Below are 19316 nucleotides of genomic sequence, written 5' to 3' on the forward strand. Positions count from 1 at the left end.
CATGGTGCCAAGAAGCCGGGAAGGCGGCCCGGCACAAATCCTCGATATCCAGCGCCCAAATGAAAGCGCCCCGCGATCGCGGGGCGCTGTACGGAATCAAGCCTGGCCGCAGCCGTCGTCAGAAGGCGGGCACCACCGCCCCTTTGTATTGCGTCTGGATGAAGCGCTTGACGGCCTCGCTCTGCAGCGCGGCGGCCAGCTTCTTCACCGCGGGGGCGTTCTGGTTGTCGTCGCGGGTGACCAGCCAGTTGGCGTAGGGCGACTCGCCGCCCTCGATCGCCAGCGCGTCCTTGGCCGGGTTCAGCTTCGCCTCCAGCGCGTAGTTCGTGTTGATCAGCGCCAGGTCCACCTGCGGCAGGATGCGCGGCAGCGTGGCGGCCTCGATCTCACGGAACTTCAGCTTCTTGGGGTTGTCGGCGATGTCCTTGGTCGTCGCCAGGATGTTGGCCTTGTCCTTGAGCTTGATCACGCCGGCCTTGTCCAGCAGCAGCAGCGCGCGGCCGCCGTTGGTCGGATCGTTGGGGATCGCGACGGTGCCGCCCTCGGGCAGCGCGGCCAGCGTCTTGTGCTTGGTCGAATACGCGCCGAACGGCTCCACATGCACCGCCGCGACGGCCACCAGCCGCGTGCCCTTGCCCTTGTTGAACTCGTTCAGGTAGGGCTTGTGCTGGAAGAAATTGGCGTCCAGGCGCTTCTCGGCCACCTGCACGTTGGGCTGGACGTAGTCGGTGAAGACCTTGACCTCGAGCTCCACGCCCTGCTTGGCCAGCTCCGGCTTGACCAGGTTCAGGATCTCGGCGTGCGGCACCGCGGTGGCGGCGACGCTCAGCTTCTCGGCGGAGGCGGTGCCGGCGGTGACCAGCGACAGGGCCGCGACGGTGGCGGCGAACAGCTTCTTCATGCTTGCAAACTCCTCTGAGGAACGATGCCGCTCGCCTGCTTGGGGCGATCGGCGCTGAAAGGGGGGAGGCGGGGTCTGGTCGATGCCGGACGGGCTCAGCGGTGCGACACGCGGGTCACCAGCCAGTCGCCCAGCATCTGCAGCAGTTGCACCAGCACCAGCAGCAGCACCACGGTCACGACCATGACCTCGGTCTGGAATCGCTGATAGCCGAAGCGGATCGCCAGGTCGCCCAGGCCGCCGCCGCCGATGACGCCCGACATGGCCGTGTAGCCGACCAGCGTGATCGCGGTGACGGTGAGCGCCGAGACGATGCCGGGCAGCGCCTCGGGCAGCAGCGCCTGGACGACGATCTGGCGGGGGCTGGCGCCCATGGCCAGGCCGGCCTCGACGATGCCGCGGTCGACGCCGCGCAGCGCGGTTTCCACCAGCCGCGCCAGGAAGGGCGTCGCGCCCACGACCAGCGGCGGGATCGCGCCGGCCACGCCCAGCGAGGTGCCGGTCACCAGCAGCGTGAACGGGATCAGCACGATCAGCAGGATCACGAACGGCAGCGAGCGCAGCACGTTCACCACCAGCGACAGCAGCGCGTACAGCCGGGGCGAGGACACCAGCCGGCCGCGGTCGAACAGGTACAGGGCGATGCCCAGCGGCAGGCCCAGCAGCGCGGTGAAGAGCAGCGAACCGCCCAGCATCAGCAGCGTGTCGCCGCCGGCGGTGGCGATCTCGGGCCAGTCGATGGTCCGCAGGGTCTCGATCAGGGAGGGCGTGAGGCTCATGCGCGCAGCTCCTCGACCTGCACGCCGCGCTCGGCCAGCAGCTGGCGGGCGGCCTGGCGATCGCCGCCGCTGACGGCGATGGTCAGCTGGCCGTAGGGCTGCCGCTTGATGCGGTCGATGCGGCCGGCCAGGATGCCGAAATCCAGGTTCGCGCGGCGGGCGACCTCGCCCAGCAGCGGCTCGTAGGTGCGCTCGCCGAAGAAGGTCAGGCGCCACAGGCTACCGGCGACATGCGCGTAGTCGTCGCGCTGCTCGCCTTCGTCGACATGCTCGGCCGCCAGCACGAAACGCCGCGCCGTGTCCGAGCGCGGATGCAGGAAGACCTGCGCCACGGGGCCGAGCTCGACGATGCGGCCACCTTCCAGCACCGCGACGCGGTCGCAGACGCGGCGCACCACGTCCATCTCGTGGGTGATCAGCACGATGCTCAGCTTCAGCTCCTCGTTGAGCTCGGCGAGCAGGTCCAGGATGGAGCGGGTGGTTTCGGGGTCGAGGGCGCTGGTGGCCTCGTCGCAGAGCAGCACCTGCGGGTCCAGCGCCAGCGCGCGGGCGATGCCGACGCGCTGCTTCTGGCCGCCGGAGAGCTGGGCCGGATACTTGTCCGCCTGGTCGGACAAGCCGACGCGGGCGAGCAGCTGCTGCACGCGCGGCGCGATGCGCGCGGCCTCCCAGCCGGCGATGCGCAGCGGCCAGGCGACGTTCTGCGCAACGGTGCGCGAGCTCAGCAGGTTGAAGTGCTGGAAGATCATCGCGATCTTCTGGCGGGCGGCGCGCAGGCCGGCCGCGTCCAGCGCCTGCAGGTGCTGCCCGGCCACGACCACGCGACCGCTGTCCGGGCGCTCCAGCAGGTTGATCACCCGCAGCAGCGTGCTCTTGCCGGCGCCCGAGGCGCCGATGATCCCGAACACTTCCCCCGGTTCCACTCGCAGGTCGATGCCCTGGAGCGCCGGCACGCGGCGACCCTCGACCTCATAGGATTTGTGCAGCTGTTGGAGTTCGATCACGGACGAAAGACGGACGCTCGCGCCAGCTGGCCGCCGTTCGGGACCTTTTGCCGGCATGCGCCTTTTTGGGGCGGAAAGCCGTGATGCTTAGGGATAACCCGGCAGTTGGCAAGCAATCAATGCTTATATGCATATGCCGGGGTGGGAATTCCGCTGAATTCTTATATCGGGAAGGCGGGGTTTCCGGTTGCTCAGACGGGGAGCGAAAGGGACGCGAGGTCGCGGATCAGGTCTGCGATGTTGTTGCGCAGCGCGGCCTCGGTGGCGATGCGCAACTGCTCCGAGGGGTTCAGGCTGTCGTCGACGCCCGCCTTCTGCGTCGTGCGCAGCGTGCGCTGGTACAGCACCTTGCCGCCGCCGGCGGCGCGCTCCGTCAGCGTGTAGCGGACCGAGATCGCCACCTCCGGCAGCACCGGCACATTCGGCTGCGCCAGCGCCAGCACCTCGACCTGCAGCTGGTAGCGGCCGGTGTCCGGCACGTCCGGCATCAAACCCAGGCGCCGCAGCGATTCCTGGTAGGTCTGGTTCAGCGTCATCGCGTTGATGCGGCTGCCCCACCAGCGCGAGGTCTCCTGGCCGCCGCTCACCGGCAGCAGGTCGATGTTGCGCCGCAACTGCGGGCTCAGCCAGGAGCGCAGCTGCAGCGATTCCATGTCGGTCAGCGAGGACTCCAGCGGCCGCGCCGGCGTGCCGCAGCCCGCCAGCAGCGCGCAGGCCATGGCGGCCAGCAGCGCCGGCATGGAGCGAAGAGGACGGGCAGGGCGGCGGTCGATCATGCCGGGCATCTTGCCTCCAGGGAGCGGGCGCCGATCGCCCGATCTGAACCGGATTCCGGCGCCGGATCGCAGGACCGGATCGCAGGGCCGGAACGCGGATGCGCTCGCGGACCGGCTCACGGAACGCGGCCGCCGCCGCGTCTCAGAGCCGACGGTGCTGCAGCGCCGGCAGCTGCTCGCGCACCTGTGCGATGCGCGCCGGATCGAGGCGGGCGATCGCCAGGCCCTCGCCCTCGGGCAGGCAGGCCAGCACTTCGCCCCAGGGATCGACGATGAGGCTGTGGCCCCAGGTGCGGCGCCCGTTCTCGTGCGTGCCCCCCTGGGCCGAGGCGATGACGTAGGCCTGGTTCTCGACCGCGCGGGCCCGCAGCAGCAGCTCCCAATGCGCCTGGCCGGTGGTGTACGTGAAGGCCGCCGGCACGCTGATGAGGTCCAGCGGCCGCGGGCCGCCGAAGCTCATCGCGCGGAAGAGCTCCGGGAAGCGCAGGTCGTAGCAGATGGACAGGCCGACGCGCAGCGTGGGGCCGCCGCCGATCGGCGCGTCGAAGCTCACCGGCGCCTCGCCGGCCTGGAGCACGCGGGCCTCGTCGTAGCGCTCGCGGCCGTTGTCGTAGCAGAAGAGATGCAGCTTGTCGTAGCGCGCGGCCATCGTGCCGTCCGGCGCGAACACGCAGGTGGTGTTGCGCACCCGCTCGGCGGGCAGGGCCGCGCCGTCGATCGCCATCGGCAAGGTGCCGCCGAGGATCCACACGCCATGCGCGCGCGCCGCCCGGCGCAGCGCGCCCTGGATGGGCGCGTCGAAGTCGCCGGGCCGCTCGGCGTAGGGCAGCTTGTCGGTGTCCTTGTGGCCCATGAGGCAGAAGTACTCGGGCAGCGACACCAGCCGCGCGCCCTGGCGCGCCGCCTCGCCGATCCAGTGGGCGGCGCGCTCGAGGTTCTCCTCCAGCCGCGGGCCGGAGACCATCTGGATCGCGGCGATCGTGATCGGCTGCGCCGCCTGCGGGGTCGAGGTGCTCATTGGACGGACTCTCCTTGCGCGGTGGTGGCGTTGTTGTAGCTGCCCTGCGGCTGCGCGCGGCGCGGCAGCTGCTCGATGCGCGGATCGGACCAGGTGCCGGTGACGCGGAATTCCTCGGAGTTGGCCGCCGCCAGCGGCTTGCGCAGCAGCCACTGGGCCAGGAAGGCGCCCAGGCCGATGGCCGGATTCACCGCCGCGTAGGCGAGTGCCGCGCCGCCGGCATTGATCTCGGGCAGTACCAGGACATGCAGGTCCTGCGTCTCGGCGGCCAGGTCGGCGCTGCCTTCCATCAGCACCGCCGCCTGCAGGCCCTTCATGCGCAGGTTGTCGCTGCGCGCGACGCCCTTGGCGATGCGGATGTCGCCGGTGACGTTGTCGAAGGCGAAACCTTCTGAGAACACGTCGCGGAAGTCCAGCATCAGGCGCCGCGGGATGGATTGCAGGCTGAGCACGCCCAGCAGCCGGCCCACGCCGGGCTCGGCCTTGAGGAACTGCCCCGATTCCATCGAGACATTGAGCTGGCCGCTCATGCTGGCGTAGTCCGGCGACATCGGCGAGCCCTGCCACGCGACCTGGCCGGTGAGCACGCCCTTGCCGCCGCGCAGCACCTGGCCCTGGCCGAGCCGCTCCAGCAGCTTGCCGGCGTCGGCGACGTCCATCTTCCAGTCGAGTTCGGTGCGGCGCAGCGCCTGGCCGGGCTCGGGCGCCCACTTGCCGGAAGCGCTCAGCGTCGCGTCCGGGCTCTTGAGCACCAGCCGGTTGAGCTTCCAGTCGCGGGCCTCGCTCTGCTGCTGGGCATCGATCTCGAGCCGGCCCAGGCGCTTGCCGCGCAGCTCGAAGTCCTCGACGACGATGTCCAGCGCCGGCACCGAGCGCGGCTGCTTGTCGAGCAGCTGCTCGACGGAATCGGCATCGCTCTTGGGCACCGAGAGCCGCGAGAGCCGGGCGAAGACCCGGCCCGGCTGGTCCGGCCTGGCCGCGCGGACCTCGATCAGGCCGCTGAGCTGCTGCGCGTCGACCGACACGCGCCAGCCCGCGCCGGCGTCGTGGGAGATGCCCGCCGTCACGCCGTTGAGCGTGCGGCCCGCCACCTGCAGCGTCTGCGCCTTCAGCGTCAGCTGCGTCGGCGCGTAGCCGCCCTCGGTCGCGCCCTCGAGCTCCGCGCCGGCCTTCGCGCCGGTCAGGCTCGGCAAGGCGGTCTGCCAGGCGTCGGCATTGAACTGGTCGAAGCTGGCGCGCGCCGTCACGCCCTGCGCCGGCAGCTCGGGCGCGCGCTCGCGCACCGCGATGGCGCCGCGCAGCACCTTGGCCTCGTGGGTCACGTCGCGCTGGTACAGCGCCAGCAGCGGGCCGGCCTCGACGCGCAATTCATCGCGCAAGGCCGCGCCGGCAGGCGCCAGCGCCTTGGTGGCGATGCGCATCGGCCAGGCCTCCTCGGCCGCCTTGTGCATCGGCGCCGGCAGGTTGACCGCGATGCCCTGCAGCGGACTCGTCACCGCGACCTCGGTCTGCCCGTTCTTGAGCACGCCCAGCTCGAAGCGCACTGCGGCCTGGCCGGTCATCACCGACGCCGCTTGCTGCAGCCCCAGCTCCGGCGCATTGCGCAGCGCCTCGGCCGTGACCGTGCCCTGCGCGGCGAAACGCATCGTGCCGTCGGGCAGGCTGCCGCCGTCGAAGCTGGCGTCGCCGCCTAGCACGCGCGCCTGGCCGCCGCGGATCTGCAGGCCCTTCTGGTCGAAGCTGACCTGTGCGCGGGCCTGGCCCAGCAGCGGCGTGTCGGGCCGGATGCGGACGTCATTGCCGGTCAAGGTGACCAGGCCCTTGACCGTCGTGTCGTCGACATGCATCAGCGGCAGCCGCAGATTGAGCTTCAGCGCCATCGGACCGGTCGCGGTGGTCGTGTCCAGCACGTGGCTGGTGAGCGCCGCCACCGGCGAGGCCTTCACGTAGCGCAGCGCGTCGGCGAGCGCCCCGCGCGCCTGGCCGTCGATCTCCAGCACCGGCGCGTGGTGGTACAGGTCGGCGATGGACCCTTGCACGTTGACCAGGTCCACGCCCATCAGCCGGGCCTTGGCGTTGCGGATGCTCATCGCGGCGCGGTCGAAGACCAACTCGGCGTCGAGCTGCTCCATCGCCGGCCACGGCGACTGGAAGGCGGGCAGTTCGCCCTCGGCCGGATGGCTGGGCACGTAGGCCAGCGTCAGGCCGCGGACCTGCCCCGACACGCGGAACTGCCCCTTGCTGCGCGGCGCGTCGAAGGGGAAGTCGATCAGGTCGCCCTGCAGGCGCACCTGGATGCGGTGCACCGTGCCGTCGCGGATGGCGTCGCGCACGTAGCGCCGTGCGTCGTGGCCCATCGAGGCCGGCAGGTAACGCAGCACGCGTGGTGCGCGGATCTCGTCGATGCGGCCGGTCAGGTCCAGCCGGCCGTGGTCATGCGGACGCTTGCCGTCGCCGCTCTGCCAGCTGCCGTCGACTTCGGCGTGCAGGTCGTCGTTGCTGAAGCGCACGTCGTTGAACTGCACCGTCCAGCGCGTGGCGGGCTCGGTCGGCGCCGACGCGGTGGTGGCGACCGCCGAGGCCGCGGCCAGCGGACGCGTCGCCGGGAGGGACAAAGGACTGGGCGCCGGCGCGCGCTTGGCGCCGCCGAGCGCCACCGGGCGCTGCGCGCGCCACTGCACGCTGGCCTGCGCCTGCTTCAGCGGAACCGCCGCTTCCTCGAAGACGCCGGGCAGCGTCACCTCGCCGTCGGTCACGGCCAGGGTCGCGCTGCCGCCCTGGTCGGTGGCCTCGAACTGCAGGTCGGCGCCGCGCACGCCGGGTCGGCCGGTCGGCGGCGAGGAGGCGGGATCCGACGGTGGCTCCGGCGTCGCGGCCGCCAGCTGCAGGCCCTGCAACCGGCCCTTGGCGCGATAGCTGCGCGGCGCTTCGAGCGGGCCGTCCCAGTGCAGCTGCAGCGCATTGAGCAGGCCGCCCGGTTTCATGTCGGCGATCAACTGGCGCTGGGCCTCGGCGAGCGGCAGTCGGGCCAGGATCTGCGCGCCCAGCGCCAGGTTCAGCTGCTGCGCCTGGAAGTCGCCGCCGGTGATGGTGCCGGTCCGCGCGTCGCGCTTGACCTCGAGCGCCCAGTCCGAGCGCGGCCAGTCCAGCCCGTCCCCCGCCTGGAAGCCCAGCTGCTTCGCTTCCAGCGAGAGCGATTGCGGCGTCTGCTTCAGCACCAGCCGCCCGCCGATCCGCGCCAGCGCCAGCTCCGGCAGGCCGGGCGCGACGCGCAGCTTCACCGCGCGCAGGCCCATGTCCAGCGTCAGGCTGCGCGGCTCGCCGCGGTCCACGTCCAGCCAGGCGCGCAGGGCGCCGTCGCCCTCGTTGAGCTCGAAGGGCAGGTCCACGTAGCGGCGCAGCTCGCTGACGTCGGTGCGCGGCAGGTGGGCGAAGAGCTGGCCGCTCCAGCGCTGCACCGCGCCGGGCCGGTCCAGCAGCGACTGGGTGAACTCGCCGCGCAGCGTGAAGCGCTCGCCCCAGCCGGCCGGCGGCGTGGCGTCCAGCCGCAGCCGGTGGCGGCGCAGGCCGTTGCGCAGCACCAGGTTGAGGTCGAAGAGCTCCAGCGGTGGCGCGGCGCGCAGGTCGTCGACCCAGCGGATGCGGCCATGGAGGATGACGAACTCGTGCTGCTCGAAGAACCAGTCGGTGGCCGCTTCGGAGGCCTGCGTGTCCGAGGGGCCGTCGACGCTGAGGCCGGCCACGAAGACCCGGCCCTGCGCGTCGCGGCGCAGCAGCAGCTCGGGGCTGTCCAGCAGCAGTTGGGAGAAGCGCAGTTCGAAGGCCAGCAGCGAGCGCGGCGACAGCGCGGCGCTGACGCGGGGCAGGTGCAGCGCTTCGCGGCCGGAGGCCTCGACGATGCGCACGTCGCGCAGGTCCAGCGTGGGGATCCAGCCCGACGATCGGGCGCTGATGGCGCCGATCTTCACGGGTACCCCCAATGCCTGGGTGGCTTGCTTTTCGAGCTGGGGCCGCCAGTCGTCGATGTGCGGCAGAATCGCCCAGTGCAATGCCAGCCAGGCCGCGATCAGCAGGGAGAACAGGCCCAGCGAAGCCAGACCGAGCCAGAGGGCGCAGCGTGCCCACCAGCGTCGCTTCGCGACCGCGGAACCGGAGTCAGAACTGGTGACGGCGGACGAAGACATGTAAGAGGGGACGGCGGTCGCCGAATCTAGCACAGCCATTTCCGGCCATGAGCCAGCGAGAGCTTTCTTTACCGATGGATTCAGTTGCCCCGGCAACCGCCGATCCGGCAGGCGTTTCGACGCCGGCCGCGAGCGCGGACCACAGCCGATTCGTTCAGCGCATCCGCCGCCGTTACGCGGCCGAATTGCCCCTGCTGCCGCCCGGCCTGCCGGATGACGCGGTCATGCGCGCCGTCGTCGACCGCCTGTGCGAAGGCGGTCGTGCGCTGCCCGCCGCGCTGCGCGTGATGCGCCAGCTGGTGATGGAACGGCTGGCGGTGCTCGACGTCGAGCAGGGCGCGCCGATGACCGACGTCACGCAGGCGATGACCCATCTGGCCGAGGTGGCGCTGGACATCGGCGTCGCGCACTGCCGCGCGGAACTCGACGCGCTGTACGGCCCGCCGCGCGACGCGGTCGGCCAGGACATCGACTTCTGGGTCGTGGGCATGGGCAAGCTCGGCGGGCGGGAGCTGAATGTCTCGTCCGACATCGACCTGATCTACGTCTACGAGGACGACGGCCAGACCGAGGGCCCGGACAGCGGCACGGGCCGCCAGCGGATCTCCGCGCACGAATATTTCGCGCAGCTCTCGCGCCGGCTGTCGACGCTGATCGGCGACGTGACCGAGGACGGCCAGGTCTTCCGCGTCGACCTCGCGCTGCGCCCCAACGGCAACTCCGGTCCGCCCGCGGTGAGCATGGCGATGCTGGAGGAGTACTTCCTCGTCCAGGGCCGCGAGTGGGAGCGCTTCGCCTGGCTGAAGAGCCGCGTCGTGGCGCCGCGCGCCAGCGTCAAGAGCGGTCGCGCGATGCAGCTGCGCAGCCTGGTCACGCCCTTCGTCTATCGGCGCTATCTGGATTACGGCGTCTTCGAGGGCCTGAGGCAACTGCATCGCAAGATCCGCGACGAGGCCCAGCGCCGCGCCGCCGGCCGGCCCGAGCGCGCCAACGACGTGAAGCTCTCGCGCGGCGGCATCCGCGAGATCGAGTTCATCGTCCAGCTGCTGCAGGTGGTGCGCGGCGGACAGTTCCCGGAGATCCGCACCCGCTCGACGCTGAAGGCGCTGACGCGCCTGGCGGCGCGCGGCCTGATGAAGCCCGAGACCGCCACCGCGCTGGCCAAGGGCTACGACTTCCTGCGTCGCGTCGAGCACCGCATCCAGTACCTGGACGACCAGCAGACCCACTGCCTGCCGGCCTCGGACGAGGACATCAGCTGGATCGCGCGCAGCCTCTGCCTGAGCTGCAACAGCCACGCCTGCCCGCTGCTGGACCGGCTGATGGAGGTGCGCGAGCTGGTGGCGACCGAGTTCGACGCCTTGCTGCACGACGGCGTCGCGCCGGGCAAGGGCAACTGCAAGAACGGCATGTGCGGCGGCCCGCCGCTGCCGATCGACAGCGAGGAGTTCCTCGACAAGCTGCAGCCCGAGTTGGCCGCCAACGTGCGGCGCTGGGCGCAGCAGGCGCGGGTGCAGAACCTGCGCGAGGACTCCCGGCTGCGGCTGGCCAAGCTGGTCGGGCGCGCGGCGCTGGCGGTGCGCCAGGGCGAATGCACGCTGGACGCCGCGCAGCGCTTCGTCGACTGGATCGAGCCGCTGCTGCGCCGCGAGAGCTACCTGGCGCTGCTGGTCGAGCGGCCGGCGGTGCAGGGCCGGCTGCTGCGGCTGCTGGGTCTGGCGCGCTGGCCGATGCGCTACCTGATGCAGCATCCCGGCGTCATCGACGAGCTCGCCGATGCACGGCTGCTGCACGAGCGCTTCGATGGCGCGGCCTTCATCCAGGACCTGCAGGCGCGCCATGACGCCTGGGCCGAGCATGGCGAGGCCAGCGAGGACGCGCTGCTGGACAGCGTGCGCCGCGCGCATCACGCCGAGGTCTTCCGCACGCTGGTGCGCGACGTGGAAGGGCAGATCAGCGTCGAGCAGGTGGCGGACGAGCTGTCGCTGCTCGCCGACGCGACGGTGCAATGCGTGCTGGACTGGGCCTGGGACCGGCTCAAGCAGAAGCACCGGCCCTCGCCGCGGCTGGCGGTGATTGCCTACGGCAAGCTCGGCGGCAAGGAACTGGGCTACGGCAGCGACCTGGACCTGGTCTTCCTCTTCGACGACGAGGACGACAACGCCGCCGAGATCTACGGCGCTTTCATCCGCAAGCTGATCACCTGGCTGACGATCCGCACCGCCGCGGGCGAGCTCTTCGACATCGACACCGCGCTGCGCCCCAACGGCAACTCGGGGCTGCTGGTGACCTCGATCACCTCGTTCGAGAACTACCAGGGCGGCCGCGGCAGCAACACCGCGTGGACCTGGGAGCACCAGGCGATCACGCGGGCGCGCTTCTGCGCCGGCGACGCATCGCTGGCCGAGCGCTTCGAGGCCACCCGCCGCGCGGTGCTGACCGCGCCGCGCGATCCGGCGGCGCTGCGCGACGAGGTGGTCGCGATGCGCGAGAAGCTGCGCGCCGCGCGCTCGGTGCGGACCGGTTTCTTCGACGTGAAGCACAGCCCGGGTGGCATGGTGGACGCTGAATTCGCGCTGCAGTACCTGATCCTGGCGCACTCGGCGCGACACCCTGAGCTGCTGGCCAATGCCGGCAACATCGCGCTGCTGCAGCGTGCCGAGTCCGCCGGGCTGCTGCCCGCCAACGTCGGCCGCGACGCCGCCGATGCCTATCGCGAGCTGCGCCGCGTGCAGCACCGGGCGCGGCTCAACGAGCAGTCCACCGCGCTCGACGGCGAGGCCGCCGAGGCGCTCGCGCCGCAGCGCGACGCGGTGCTGGCGCTCTGGCGGGCCGTCTTCGGCTGACGCGTCGCGGACGAGGCCCCGATGCCGGGACGCGCGTGGCTGCTGGTGGCGATGGCGCTCGCAATCGGCTCGCTGGTCGCCTGGGTCCAGCCCGCGCCGGTGCAGGCCGCGCTTGAGTGGCGGCCGGGGTTCGCCGCCAACGAGCCGTGGCGCGCGGTCAGCGCCGCGTGGCTGCATTGGAGTCCCCAGCACCTGATCGCCAACCTCGCCGGCTGTGCCGTCGTGGGCCTGCTGGGCGTCGCCGCGCGCCTGGGGCCACGGGACGCGGTCGCCTGGTTGCTGGCTTGGCCGCTGACGCAGCTTGGGCTGCTGATCGAACCGTCGCTCGAGCGCTTCGGCGGCGCCTCCGGCGTGCTGCATGCGGGGGTCGCCGTCGCCGCGATCGGGATGATGCGGATGCGCGCCTCGCATGGGCGCGAGCGCGTCATCGGCCTGCTGATCGGGCTGGGACTGATCGCGAAGGTCGCGGCGGAGCGCCCCTTGGCCGGCCCGCCGCTGCGGCATTGGGACGGCTGGAACATCGCGATCGCGCCGCTGTCGCATTTCACCGGCCTGGTCGCGGGCACCGCGGCGGCGCTGCTGTGTGCGTTGGCCGCGCGGGCCTGGACACGCCGCCGGGCATGATCCGGCGCCATGGAACGCAAACAGCGACTCGACGGCGCGGCGGTGGTCATCCTGCTGGGATGTTGCGTGCTGTGGGGCCTGAACCAGGTCGCGGCCAAGGCCGCGCTGGCGGAGATCGGCCCGCTGTGGCAGGCCGCGCTGCGCTCGGGCTTGGCCGGCCTGCTGGTGTGGGGCTTCGCCGCGGCGCGCGGCATCGCGCTCTTCCGCCCTGACGGCAGCCTGCCCGGCGGCCTGCTCGCCGGCCTGCTGTTCGCGGCCGAGTTCGCCTGCATCTTCGTCGGGCTGCAGTACACGACGGCGTCGCGGATGGTGGTGTTCCTCTACCTGTCGCCCTTCGTCGTCGCGCTGGGCATGCCGCTGATCTCGCCCGCCGAGCGATTGACGATGCGCCAGACGGTGGGCCTGCTGATCGCCTTCGGCGCGGTGGCGTTCGCGTTCGGCGAGGGCCTGCAGGGCACCGGGCAGGCGATGCAATGGCTCGGCGACGCGCTGGGCGTGCTGGCCGCGCTGCTGTGGGGTGGCACGACGCTGGCGATCCGTGCGACGCGGCTGTCGTCGGCGAGCGCGGAGAAGACGCTGCTGTACCAGCTCGGCGTGTCGGCGCTGGCCCTGGCGGCGGGCGCGCTCGCCACCGGCGAGGTGCTGCCGCTGGCCTGGTCCTGGCGGCTGGTCGGGCTCTTCGGCTTCCAGGCGGTGATCGTCTCCTTCGCCAGCTACCTGCTGTGGTTCTGGCTGATCCGCCATTACCCGGCGACCCGGCTGTCCAGCTTCACGCTGAGCACGCCGCTGTTCGGGCTGCTCGCGGGCGCGATGCTGCTCGGCGAGCCGATCACGCCGCGGCTGATGCTCGCGCTGGCCGGGCTCGCGGCCGGCATCGTGATGGTCAATCGCTGAGCGCCGGCTTCGCGCCCGCGCCGCGCGCCGTCACGGCGCAATCCCTCCGCCAACCCCCGATAAACCCTCGGACTAACTCTTTCGAGGGAGTTGTCGCGCGGGTGTCGCCTTGCGGTCGCCGAGGTCGGCCCATATCATCGAATTTCATGTAGTGTTCCCTACATTGAAGCCAGCGATGAACGACCTTGCCCGCCTTCCCTTCCTCGAGTTGACCCCGCGCGGGACTCGCCTGCACCGGGCCAGTCCGCAACGCGGTCCGTCCGTCCTCGTGGCCGGACGCGGCCATCAGGCGCCGGCCGCGCTGGCGCTGCTGCAGCGTGAATACGCGCTGCGCGGCGCGCTCCGGCCGGACTGGGCCGCGGTGCCGCAGGCGCTGCAGCCCAGTGGCGAGGGCGTCGTGCTGCTGCTCCAGGACCCGGGCGGCCGGCTGCTCGGCGAGACGGCCCGGCCGCCGATGGCGCCGGCGGCCTTCCTGCGCCTGGCGCGGGCCATCGTGTCCGCGGTGGCCGGCATGCACGCCGCCGGCATCGTCCATCGCGCGCTCGGCCCGGATTGCATCCTGGTCGACGAGGCCGCCGGCAGGGCGACGCTGACCGGCTTCGGCTTCGCGCTGCGCCAGGGCGAGCCCCAGGCCCGCGGCGAGGAAGCGCTGGCCTGGGACGATGCCCGCTTCGACTACATGGCGCCGGAGCTGGGCGGGCGGATGAATGTGGAGGTCGACGCGCGCGCCGATCTCTACGCCCTGGGCTGCCTGTTCCACGAACTGCTGACCGGCGCGCCGCCCTTCGATGGCGACAACGCCGCCGCCCGCATCCACGCCCATGCGACCCGCCTGCCGTCGCCGGTGCACGCGCTGCGGCCGGAGGTCCCGGCGCAGCTCTCGCGCCTGGTGCTGCGCCTGCTGCAGAAGTCGCCGGACCGCCGCTATGCCGACGCCGGCGCGCTGCTGGCCGACCTGCGCAGCTGCGACGAACTGCTGCGCCGCCACGGCACCATCCCCGACTTCGTGCTCGATGCCGGCGCCGCGCTGGCCGGCGCGCACGAACCCGGCCCGGTGGTCGGCCGCGACGACGAGCTCGCCCAGCTCGCCGCGCTCTATCGCGCGGTGGCCGAGGGCGAAGGCGCCCGCACCGCCTGGGTCTGGGGCGGACCGGGCATCGGCAAGTCGGCGCTGCTGCGCGAAGCGGTCGCGCGGATGCGGCAGCCCGTCGCGCCGCTGGTGGCCGCCGGCAAGTGCGACGCCGCGCGCAGCGGCGTGCCCTTCGACGCGCTGGCGCGGGCGCTGGAGCCCTTGCTGCAGGGCGTGCTTGGCAGCGCCGAGGCCGACTTCGAGACCTGGCGGGACCGCCTGCGCCGCGCCGCGCAACCGGTCGGCGCGACGCTCGCCGGCTGGGTGCCGGGCCTGGCCGCCGTGCTCGGTCCGCAGGAGGGGCCGGCCGCGCCGGTGCCGGGCGACGCGGCGCTGGTCTTCGAGCGCGAGATCGTCCTGCGCGCCATGGCCCGGCTGTTCGCCGCCTTCGCGCGGCCGGAGCGTCCGCTGGTGCTGCTGATCGACGACCTGCAGTGGGCGGATGTCGACACGCTCAAGATGCTGGAGCGCCTGCTGATCGACCACGCCGATGCGCCGCTGCTGCTGGCGGGCTCCATGCGGTCGGGCGAGACGCACGCGCCGCATCCGCTGCGCGCGGCGCCGCTGTTCAGCCGCGCTGGCGCCTGCCACCTGGCGCTGCGGCCGCTGGACGACGACGCCGTGCGGGCCCTGGTCGCGCAGGTGCTGCACCAGGACGTCTCGGCGCTGGGGCCGCTGCTGGACCTGGTCCAGCACCTGACCGGCCACAACCCCTTCTTCATCCGCCGTCTGCTGGGTCGCCTGGTCGCGAAGGGCCTGCTCGCCTACGACCCCGCGACCACGCGCTGGGCCTGGCATGCCGAGCGCACCGCGGCCAGCCCGGTCATCCACGACGTCGGCGAGCTGCTCGCGCGCGAGCTCGACGAGCTGCCCGATGCCGCGCTCGCCCTGCTGCGCGCGATGGCCAGCCTGGGCGACCGCGCGGCGCCGGCGCTGCTCGCGGTGGCCGTCGACAGCACCGAGGGCCCGCTCGCGGCCGCGATGGCGCCCGCGCTGCAGGCGGGCTTTGTCGTGCTCGACCGCGGCGACTGGACCTTCACCCATGACCATGTCCGCGAGGCGGTCCTCGGCGCGATCGCGCCGGCCGAGCGGGCCGCGCTGCACCTGGCGATCACGCGCCGGCTGCGCGCCGCCAACGACGAACGCATCCCCGCCTTCCTGATCGCCACGCAGGCCAACCTCGCGCGGCCGGCGGTGGTGCATCCGATCGAGCATCGCGCCTTCGCGCTGATCAACCTGGAAGCGGGCAAGCGCGCCAAGGCGGCCACCGCGCATCACGCGGCGCTGGATTTCTTCGGCTGGACGCTGACCTGGCTGGGCGACGAGCAGACCAGTCCCGAGGCGCTGGAGGCCAGCCTGCTCTGCGGCGAGGCCGAGTTCATGACCGGTGCGCTCGAGGCCGCCGAGATGCGCCTGGCGGCGCTGCAGGGCCTGGCCGGCGACGGACTGTTCAGCGCCGAGGTGGCCCGGCTGCGGGTGGCCCTGTACACGACGCTGGGCCGCTACGACCTGGCGCTGGACATCGGCCTGGCCTTCCTGGCCAGCGCGGCGGGCATCGTGCTGCCGCGCCATCCGACGCCGGCGCAGGTCGACGCGGAATACGCGCCGCTGCGCGCCTGGTTCGATGAACACGGCGTCGACGCGCTGCGCGACTGGCCGGTCGATCCGGACCCGCGCCGCCGGGCGCTGGTCAACGTCTTCGCCGACCTGGTCCCGCCGGCGATGTATTCGGACCAGCAGCTGGTCGACCTGATGCTGCTGCGCGTGGTCCGGTTGGCGATCGCGCATGGCCATTGCGACGCCTCCGCCAACGCCTACGTCTGCCTGATCCAGGTGCTCGGCGCGCGTTATGGCGACTTCGCCAGCTCGCGTGCCTTCGGCGAGCTCGCGCTGCACCTGATCGGCGAGCGCGGCCTGCGCCGCTACCAGGCGCGCGTGCTGCACACCTATGCGACCTTCGTCGTGCCCTGGACCCAGCCGGCGCGCGGCGCGCGGGAGGTCTTCGGCCGCGCCTTCGAGATCGCCACCCGCGAGGGCGACCACACCTTCGCGCTGTACTGCGGCCGCAACCAGGCCACCGGCATGCTTTTCGCGGGCGAGTTCCTCGAGGACGTGCGCCAGACCGTCGAGGCCGCGCTGGCGCGGGCCAAGGACGCCAACTTCCGGCTGGTCGTCGACGCGGTGCTGGCGCAGCGCACGCTGCTGAGCGTGCTGCAGGACGGCGAGCCGCGCGGCGAGCGCATGGCCGAGCCGGTCGAGGGCGCGCCGGTCACGCTGGTGGACCTGGCCTACTGGACCTACCGGCTGCAGGCGGGGCTGCTCTTCGGCGACCTGGCCGAGGCGCTCGAGTCGCGCCGGCGCGCGCAGGCCTGCGTGGCCGTCGCCCGCAACTTCGCCGAATGCGGCGACCTGGCCTTCTACGGCGCGCTCGCGCTGCTGCAGCTGCGTGAGCGCGACGAGACGCAGGAGGCGGCGCTGCGCCACCACCTCGCGTCGCTGGACGGCTGGGCCGCGGAATGTCCGGAGAACTTCGGCGCGCGCCGCGCGCTGGTGCTGGCCGAGCAGGCGCGCGCGCTGGGCCATCTGGCCGAGGCGGCGGACCTCTTCTCCACCGCGGTGACGCAGGCGCGGCGCCACGGCTTCACCCAGGTGGAGGCGCTGGCGGCGGAGCTGGCCGCGGCCTTCCACGCCGGCCTCGGTCGCGAGATCGAGCGCCGCGCCTACCTGCGCCATGCGCTGGCCGCCTGGCAGCGCTGGGGCGCGGCGGCCAAGGCGCGCCAGCTGCAGCAGCGCCATCCGGAGCTGCAGGAGGCCGACGCGCCGGGGCCGACCAGCCGCCTGCACGAGCTCGATGTCCAGGCCGTGCTGCGCATCACCCATGCGCTGGCCAGCGACATCGTGCCCGAGCGCATCGTCGAGACGACCATGCGCACCGCGCTCGAATCGGCGGGCGCCGACTACGGCGCGCTCGCGTTGTGGCGCGACGGCGAATGGACGGTGCGGGCCAGCGCGCGCATGGTCGCGGGGCAGATCGCGGTGACGCAGACGCCGGCGGCCTTCAGCGCGGAGCAGCTGCCGGTGACCATCGCCCATGCGGTCGCGCGCACGCAGCATGCGACCCAGTACGACGACGCGCGCGAAGCCCTGGCGCTGGCGCAGGACGACTACGTGAAGCGCGCGCGGCCGCGCTCGCTGCTGTGCGTGCCGATGATGCGCTACGCGCGCCTGATCGGCGTGCTGTACCTGGAGAACAGCCTGGCGCCGCGCGTGTTCACGCCGGCCAAGGCGGAGCTGCTGGAGGTGATCGCCTCGCAGGCGGCCTTCTCGCTTGAGAACACGCGGCTGTACGAGGAGCTCGTCGACCAGAACCGCCAGCGCGCCGAGGCCGAGGAGCGGCTGCGCGCGGCGCTGGCCGAGCTCGGCCGCGCGAGCCGGCTCAAGGCGATGGGCGAGCTGGTGGCCTCCATCGTCCACGAGATCGGCCAGCCGCTGAGCGCCATCGACACCTCGGCCAGCGCCGCTTCGCGCTGGCTGGAGCGCGACGAGCCCGACATCGGCGAGGCGCTGGCGATGGTCTCGCATGTCCGGCTCAGCGCCAAGCGCGCCAAGAGCATCATCCAGGGCCTGCGCGCGATGGCGCGCAAGGCCGAGCCGCAGTTCGCCGACATCGACCTGTGCGACGCGCTGCGCGAGTGCGTGTCGCTGGTGGCCGGCTCGATGGCGGAGCTCGGGGTGACGCTCTCGGTGCTCGGCCCGGCGCAACCCTGCCGCGTGCGCGGCGACCGGGTGCAGCTGCAGCAGGTCGCCATCAACCTGCTGATGAACGGCGCGGAGGCGATGGCCGACGTGCCCGAGGGACAGCGTCGCCTGACGATGCGCTGGGGCGCGGCGCTGCCGGACCTGATCCGCGTCGAGATCGAGGATCGCGGCACCGGCATCCCGCCCGATGCGGCGGCGCAGCTGACCGAGCCCTTCTTCACGACCAAGTCCCACGGCATGGGGATGGGGCTGGCGATCTGCAAGTCCATCGTCGACGCCCATGCCGGCACGCTGGCCTTCGAGCCGGGCCGCGAGGGCGGCACGCTGGTCACCTTGCAGCTGCCGAGTGCCGGCGCACGGAGCACGCCGACGGCGCCGCATCCCGCCGGCGTCGCGGCGATGGCGGACGCCTGACCGTGGCCTCGGCTCGCGTCGATGGGCGGGGCGGTCGGATCCGCGCCTGCGCGGCCGGTCAGGCGCGGCGCCGGGACATCCTGTGCGAAGGGATGAGGAGGGCGGAGCGCGGGTCTCGGACGCGTCGCCCTGGGAAGGGGAGGGATGAAACCCAGGTATGGGAAGGACCGCCGCTCGGTCGGATAGGCCGGCGGGCCGCGCTCTGGTCCGATCGATCCCATCGCGGAGACGGTGTCCCCGGACCCGGCGCACCGCGATCCGCCGTCCCGTCGGCGGTCCGCCGCACAGGGTGGCGGGCCCGTGCCGCCGGGCAACCCCGATCCAAGGAGTTCCAGATGAATCCGTCCCCAATGACTTTCCGTCCGCGCTTCCAGCCGCAACGCCTGGTGCTGGCCCTCACCTTCGGCGGCGCCTTGCTGGCCGGTCTGATGTCGGTCGCCTTCGCCGGCGAACCCGCCGCCGCCGCGCCGGTGACCCGCGCGCAGGTGGAGCAGGACCTGGCCGCCTACCAGCAGTCCGGCCTGGCCGCGCTGGAGCGCGACGACTCGCAGTCGCAGGTCGGCACCGCGGCCTGGCGGGAGGCGCGCCGGCGCTACCTGGCGCTGCGCGGCCTGCCGGTGTCCCGCATGCAGGCGCTGAGCCGCGCCGATGTCCTCAAGGACCTGAAGGCCTACCGTGACTCCGGCTTGGCCGACGCGGAGCGCCGCGACGGTGAGGAGTCCAACACCTCCGCCGCGCTGCTGGCCGCGCGGGAGCGCTACGACGAGCTGACGATGATGGACATGATGGAGCGCCCGCTCAGTCGCGCCGAGGTGCTGGCCGACCTGCAGGTCTACCGCGAATCCGGCCTGGCCGCGTTCGATCGCAGCGAGGGCGAGCCGTCCGCCAACACCGCCGCCTACGCCGCCGCCCGCGCGCGCTACGAGGCGCTCAAGCGCGATGGCCGCTACCAGACGCTGGTGACGGCGCTGAGCCGCCAGGGCTGACG

General features: G+C 72.6%; 11 protein-coding genes. 5 read left to right on the plus strand and 6 right to left on the minus strand.

What is annotated here, in order from left to right; all coding sequences use genetic code 11:
• Window positions 1–118: 118 nt before the first annotated feature.
• The 6 genes from FHT38_RS24510 to FHT38_RS24535 form a co-directional block, all read right to left on the minus strand.
• Window positions 119–901 (minus strand): MetQ/NlpA family ABC transporter substrate-binding protein, encoded by a 783-nt coding sequence (locus FHT38_RS24510; RefSeq protein ID WP_091731006.1) that lies wholly within the window; start codon window positions 899–901, stop codon window positions 119–121.
• A 95-nt stretch (window positions 902–996) separates the two neighbouring features.
• Window positions 997–1680, minus strand: a complete 684-nt coding sequence (locus tag FHT38_RS24515) for a methionine ABC transporter permease (RefSeq protein ID WP_183493500.1) — start codon at window positions 1678–1680, stop codon at window positions 997–999.
• Window positions 1677–2684 carry a methionine ABC transporter ATP-binding protein gene (locus FHT38_RS24520; RefSeq protein ID WP_183493501.1) on the minus strand — a complete coding sequence of 336 codons (1008 nt, stop codon included), beginning with the start codon at window positions 2682–2684 and terminating at the stop codon, window positions 1677–1679. The genes FHT38_RS24515 and FHT38_RS24520 overlap by 4 nt, the downstream gene beginning before the upstream one ends.
• A gap of 191 nt (window positions 2685–2875) precedes the next feature.
• Window positions 2876–3460, minus strand: coding sequence for a hypothetical protein (locus FHT38_RS24525; RefSeq protein WP_175538427.1), 585 nt, complete (start codon window positions 3458–3460; stop codon window positions 2876–2878).
• A 142-nt stretch (window positions 3461–3602) separates the two neighbouring features.
• Window positions 3603–4478 (minus strand): carbon-nitrogen hydrolase family protein, encoded by an 876-nt coding sequence (locus FHT38_RS24530; protein ID WP_183493502.1) that lies wholly within the window; start codon window positions 4476–4478, stop codon window positions 3603–3605.
• Window positions 4475–8662, minus strand: a complete 4188-nt coding sequence (locus FHT38_RS24535) for a YhdP family protein (RefSeq protein WP_183493503.1) — start codon at window positions 8660–8662, stop codon at window positions 4475–4477. The genes FHT38_RS24530 and FHT38_RS24535 overlap by 4 nt, the downstream gene beginning before the upstream one ends.
• 74 nt (window positions 8663–8736) lie before the next feature.
• On the opposite strand from FHT38_RS24535, the gene glnE reads away from it, so the two are divergent.
• From glnE to FHT38_RS24560, 5 genes are all read left to right on the plus strand, one after another.
• A complete protein-coding gene (gene glnE / locus FHT38_RS24540) occupies window positions 8737–11508 on the plus strand; it encodes a bifunctional [glutamate--ammonia ligase]-adenylyl-L-tyrosine phosphorylase/[glutamate--ammonia-ligase] adenylyltransferase (protein ID WP_183493504.1) in 2772 nt (923 codons plus the stop codon).
• Window positions 11509–11529: 21 nt separating this feature from the next.
• The gene (locus tag FHT38_RS24545) at window positions 11530–12132 is read left to right on the plus strand and encodes a rhomboid family intramembrane serine protease (protein WP_183493505.1); all 603 of its coding nucleotides are present in this window, start codon (window positions 11530–11532) and stop codon (window positions 12130–12132) included.
• A 9-nt stretch (window positions 12133–12141) separates the two neighbouring features.
• Window positions 12142–13026, plus strand: coding sequence for a DMT family transporter (locus FHT38_RS24550; RefSeq protein WP_183493506.1), 885 nt, complete (start codon window positions 12142–12144; stop codon window positions 13024–13026).
• A gap of 175 nt (window positions 13027–13201) precedes the next feature.
• A complete protein-coding gene (locus FHT38_RS24555; RefSeq protein WP_183493507.1) occupies window positions 13202–18328 on the plus strand; it encodes an ATP-binding sensor histidine kinase in 5127 nt (1708 codons plus the stop codon).
• 335 nt (window positions 18329–18663) lie between these two features.
• A complete protein-coding gene (locus FHT38_RS24560; RefSeq protein ID WP_175538429.1) occupies window positions 18664–19314 on the plus strand; it encodes a DUF4148 domain-containing protein in 651 nt (216 codons plus the stop codon).
• Window positions 19315–19316: the final 2 nt, after the last annotated feature.

The organism is Mitsuaria sp. BK041, assembly GCF_014193085.1.
In the GTDB taxonomy this organism is placed as follows: Bacteria; Pseudomonadota; Gammaproteobacteria; order Burkholderiales; family Burkholderiaceae_C; genus Roseateles.

Coding starts and splice junctions, on each gene's coding strand:
- glnE (WP_183493504.1), top strand. CDS start 8,737: ATGGATTCAGTTGCCCCGGCAACCGCCGATCCGGCAGGCGTTTCGACG.
- FHT38_RS24510 (WP_091731006.1), bottom strand. CDS start 901: ATGAAGAAGCTGTTCGCCGCCACCGTCGCGGCCCTGTCGCTGGTCACC.
- FHT38_RS24545 (WP_183493505.1), top strand. CDS start 11,530: ATGCCGGGACGCGCGTGGCTGCTGGTGGCGATGGCGCTCGCAATCGGC.
- FHT38_RS24560 (WP_175538429.1), top strand. CDS start 18,664: ATGAATCCGTCCCCAATGACTTTCCGTCCGCGCTTCCAGCCGCAACGC.
- FHT38_RS24530 (WP_183493502.1), bottom strand. CDS start 4,478: ATGAGCACCTCGACCCCGCAGGCGGCGCAGCCGATCACGATCGCCGCG.
- FHT38_RS24550 (WP_183493506.1), top strand. CDS start 12,142: ATGGAACGCAAACAGCGACTCGACGGCGCGGCGGTGGTCATCCTGCTG.
- FHT38_RS24535 (WP_183493503.1), bottom strand. CDS start 8,662: ATGTCTTCGTCCGCCGTCACCAGTTCTGACTCCGGTTCCGCGGTCGCG.
- FHT38_RS24525 (WP_175538427.1), bottom strand. CDS start 3,460: ATGATCGACCGCCGCCCTGCCCGTCCTCTTCGCTCCATGCCGGCGCTG.
- FHT38_RS24515 (WP_183493500.1), bottom strand. CDS start 1,680: ATGAGCCTCACGCCCTCCCTGATCGAGACCCTGCGGACCATCGACTGG.
- FHT38_RS24555 (WP_183493507.1), top strand. CDS start 13,202: ATGAACGACCTTGCCCGCCTTCCCTTCCTCGAGTTGACCCCGCGCGGG.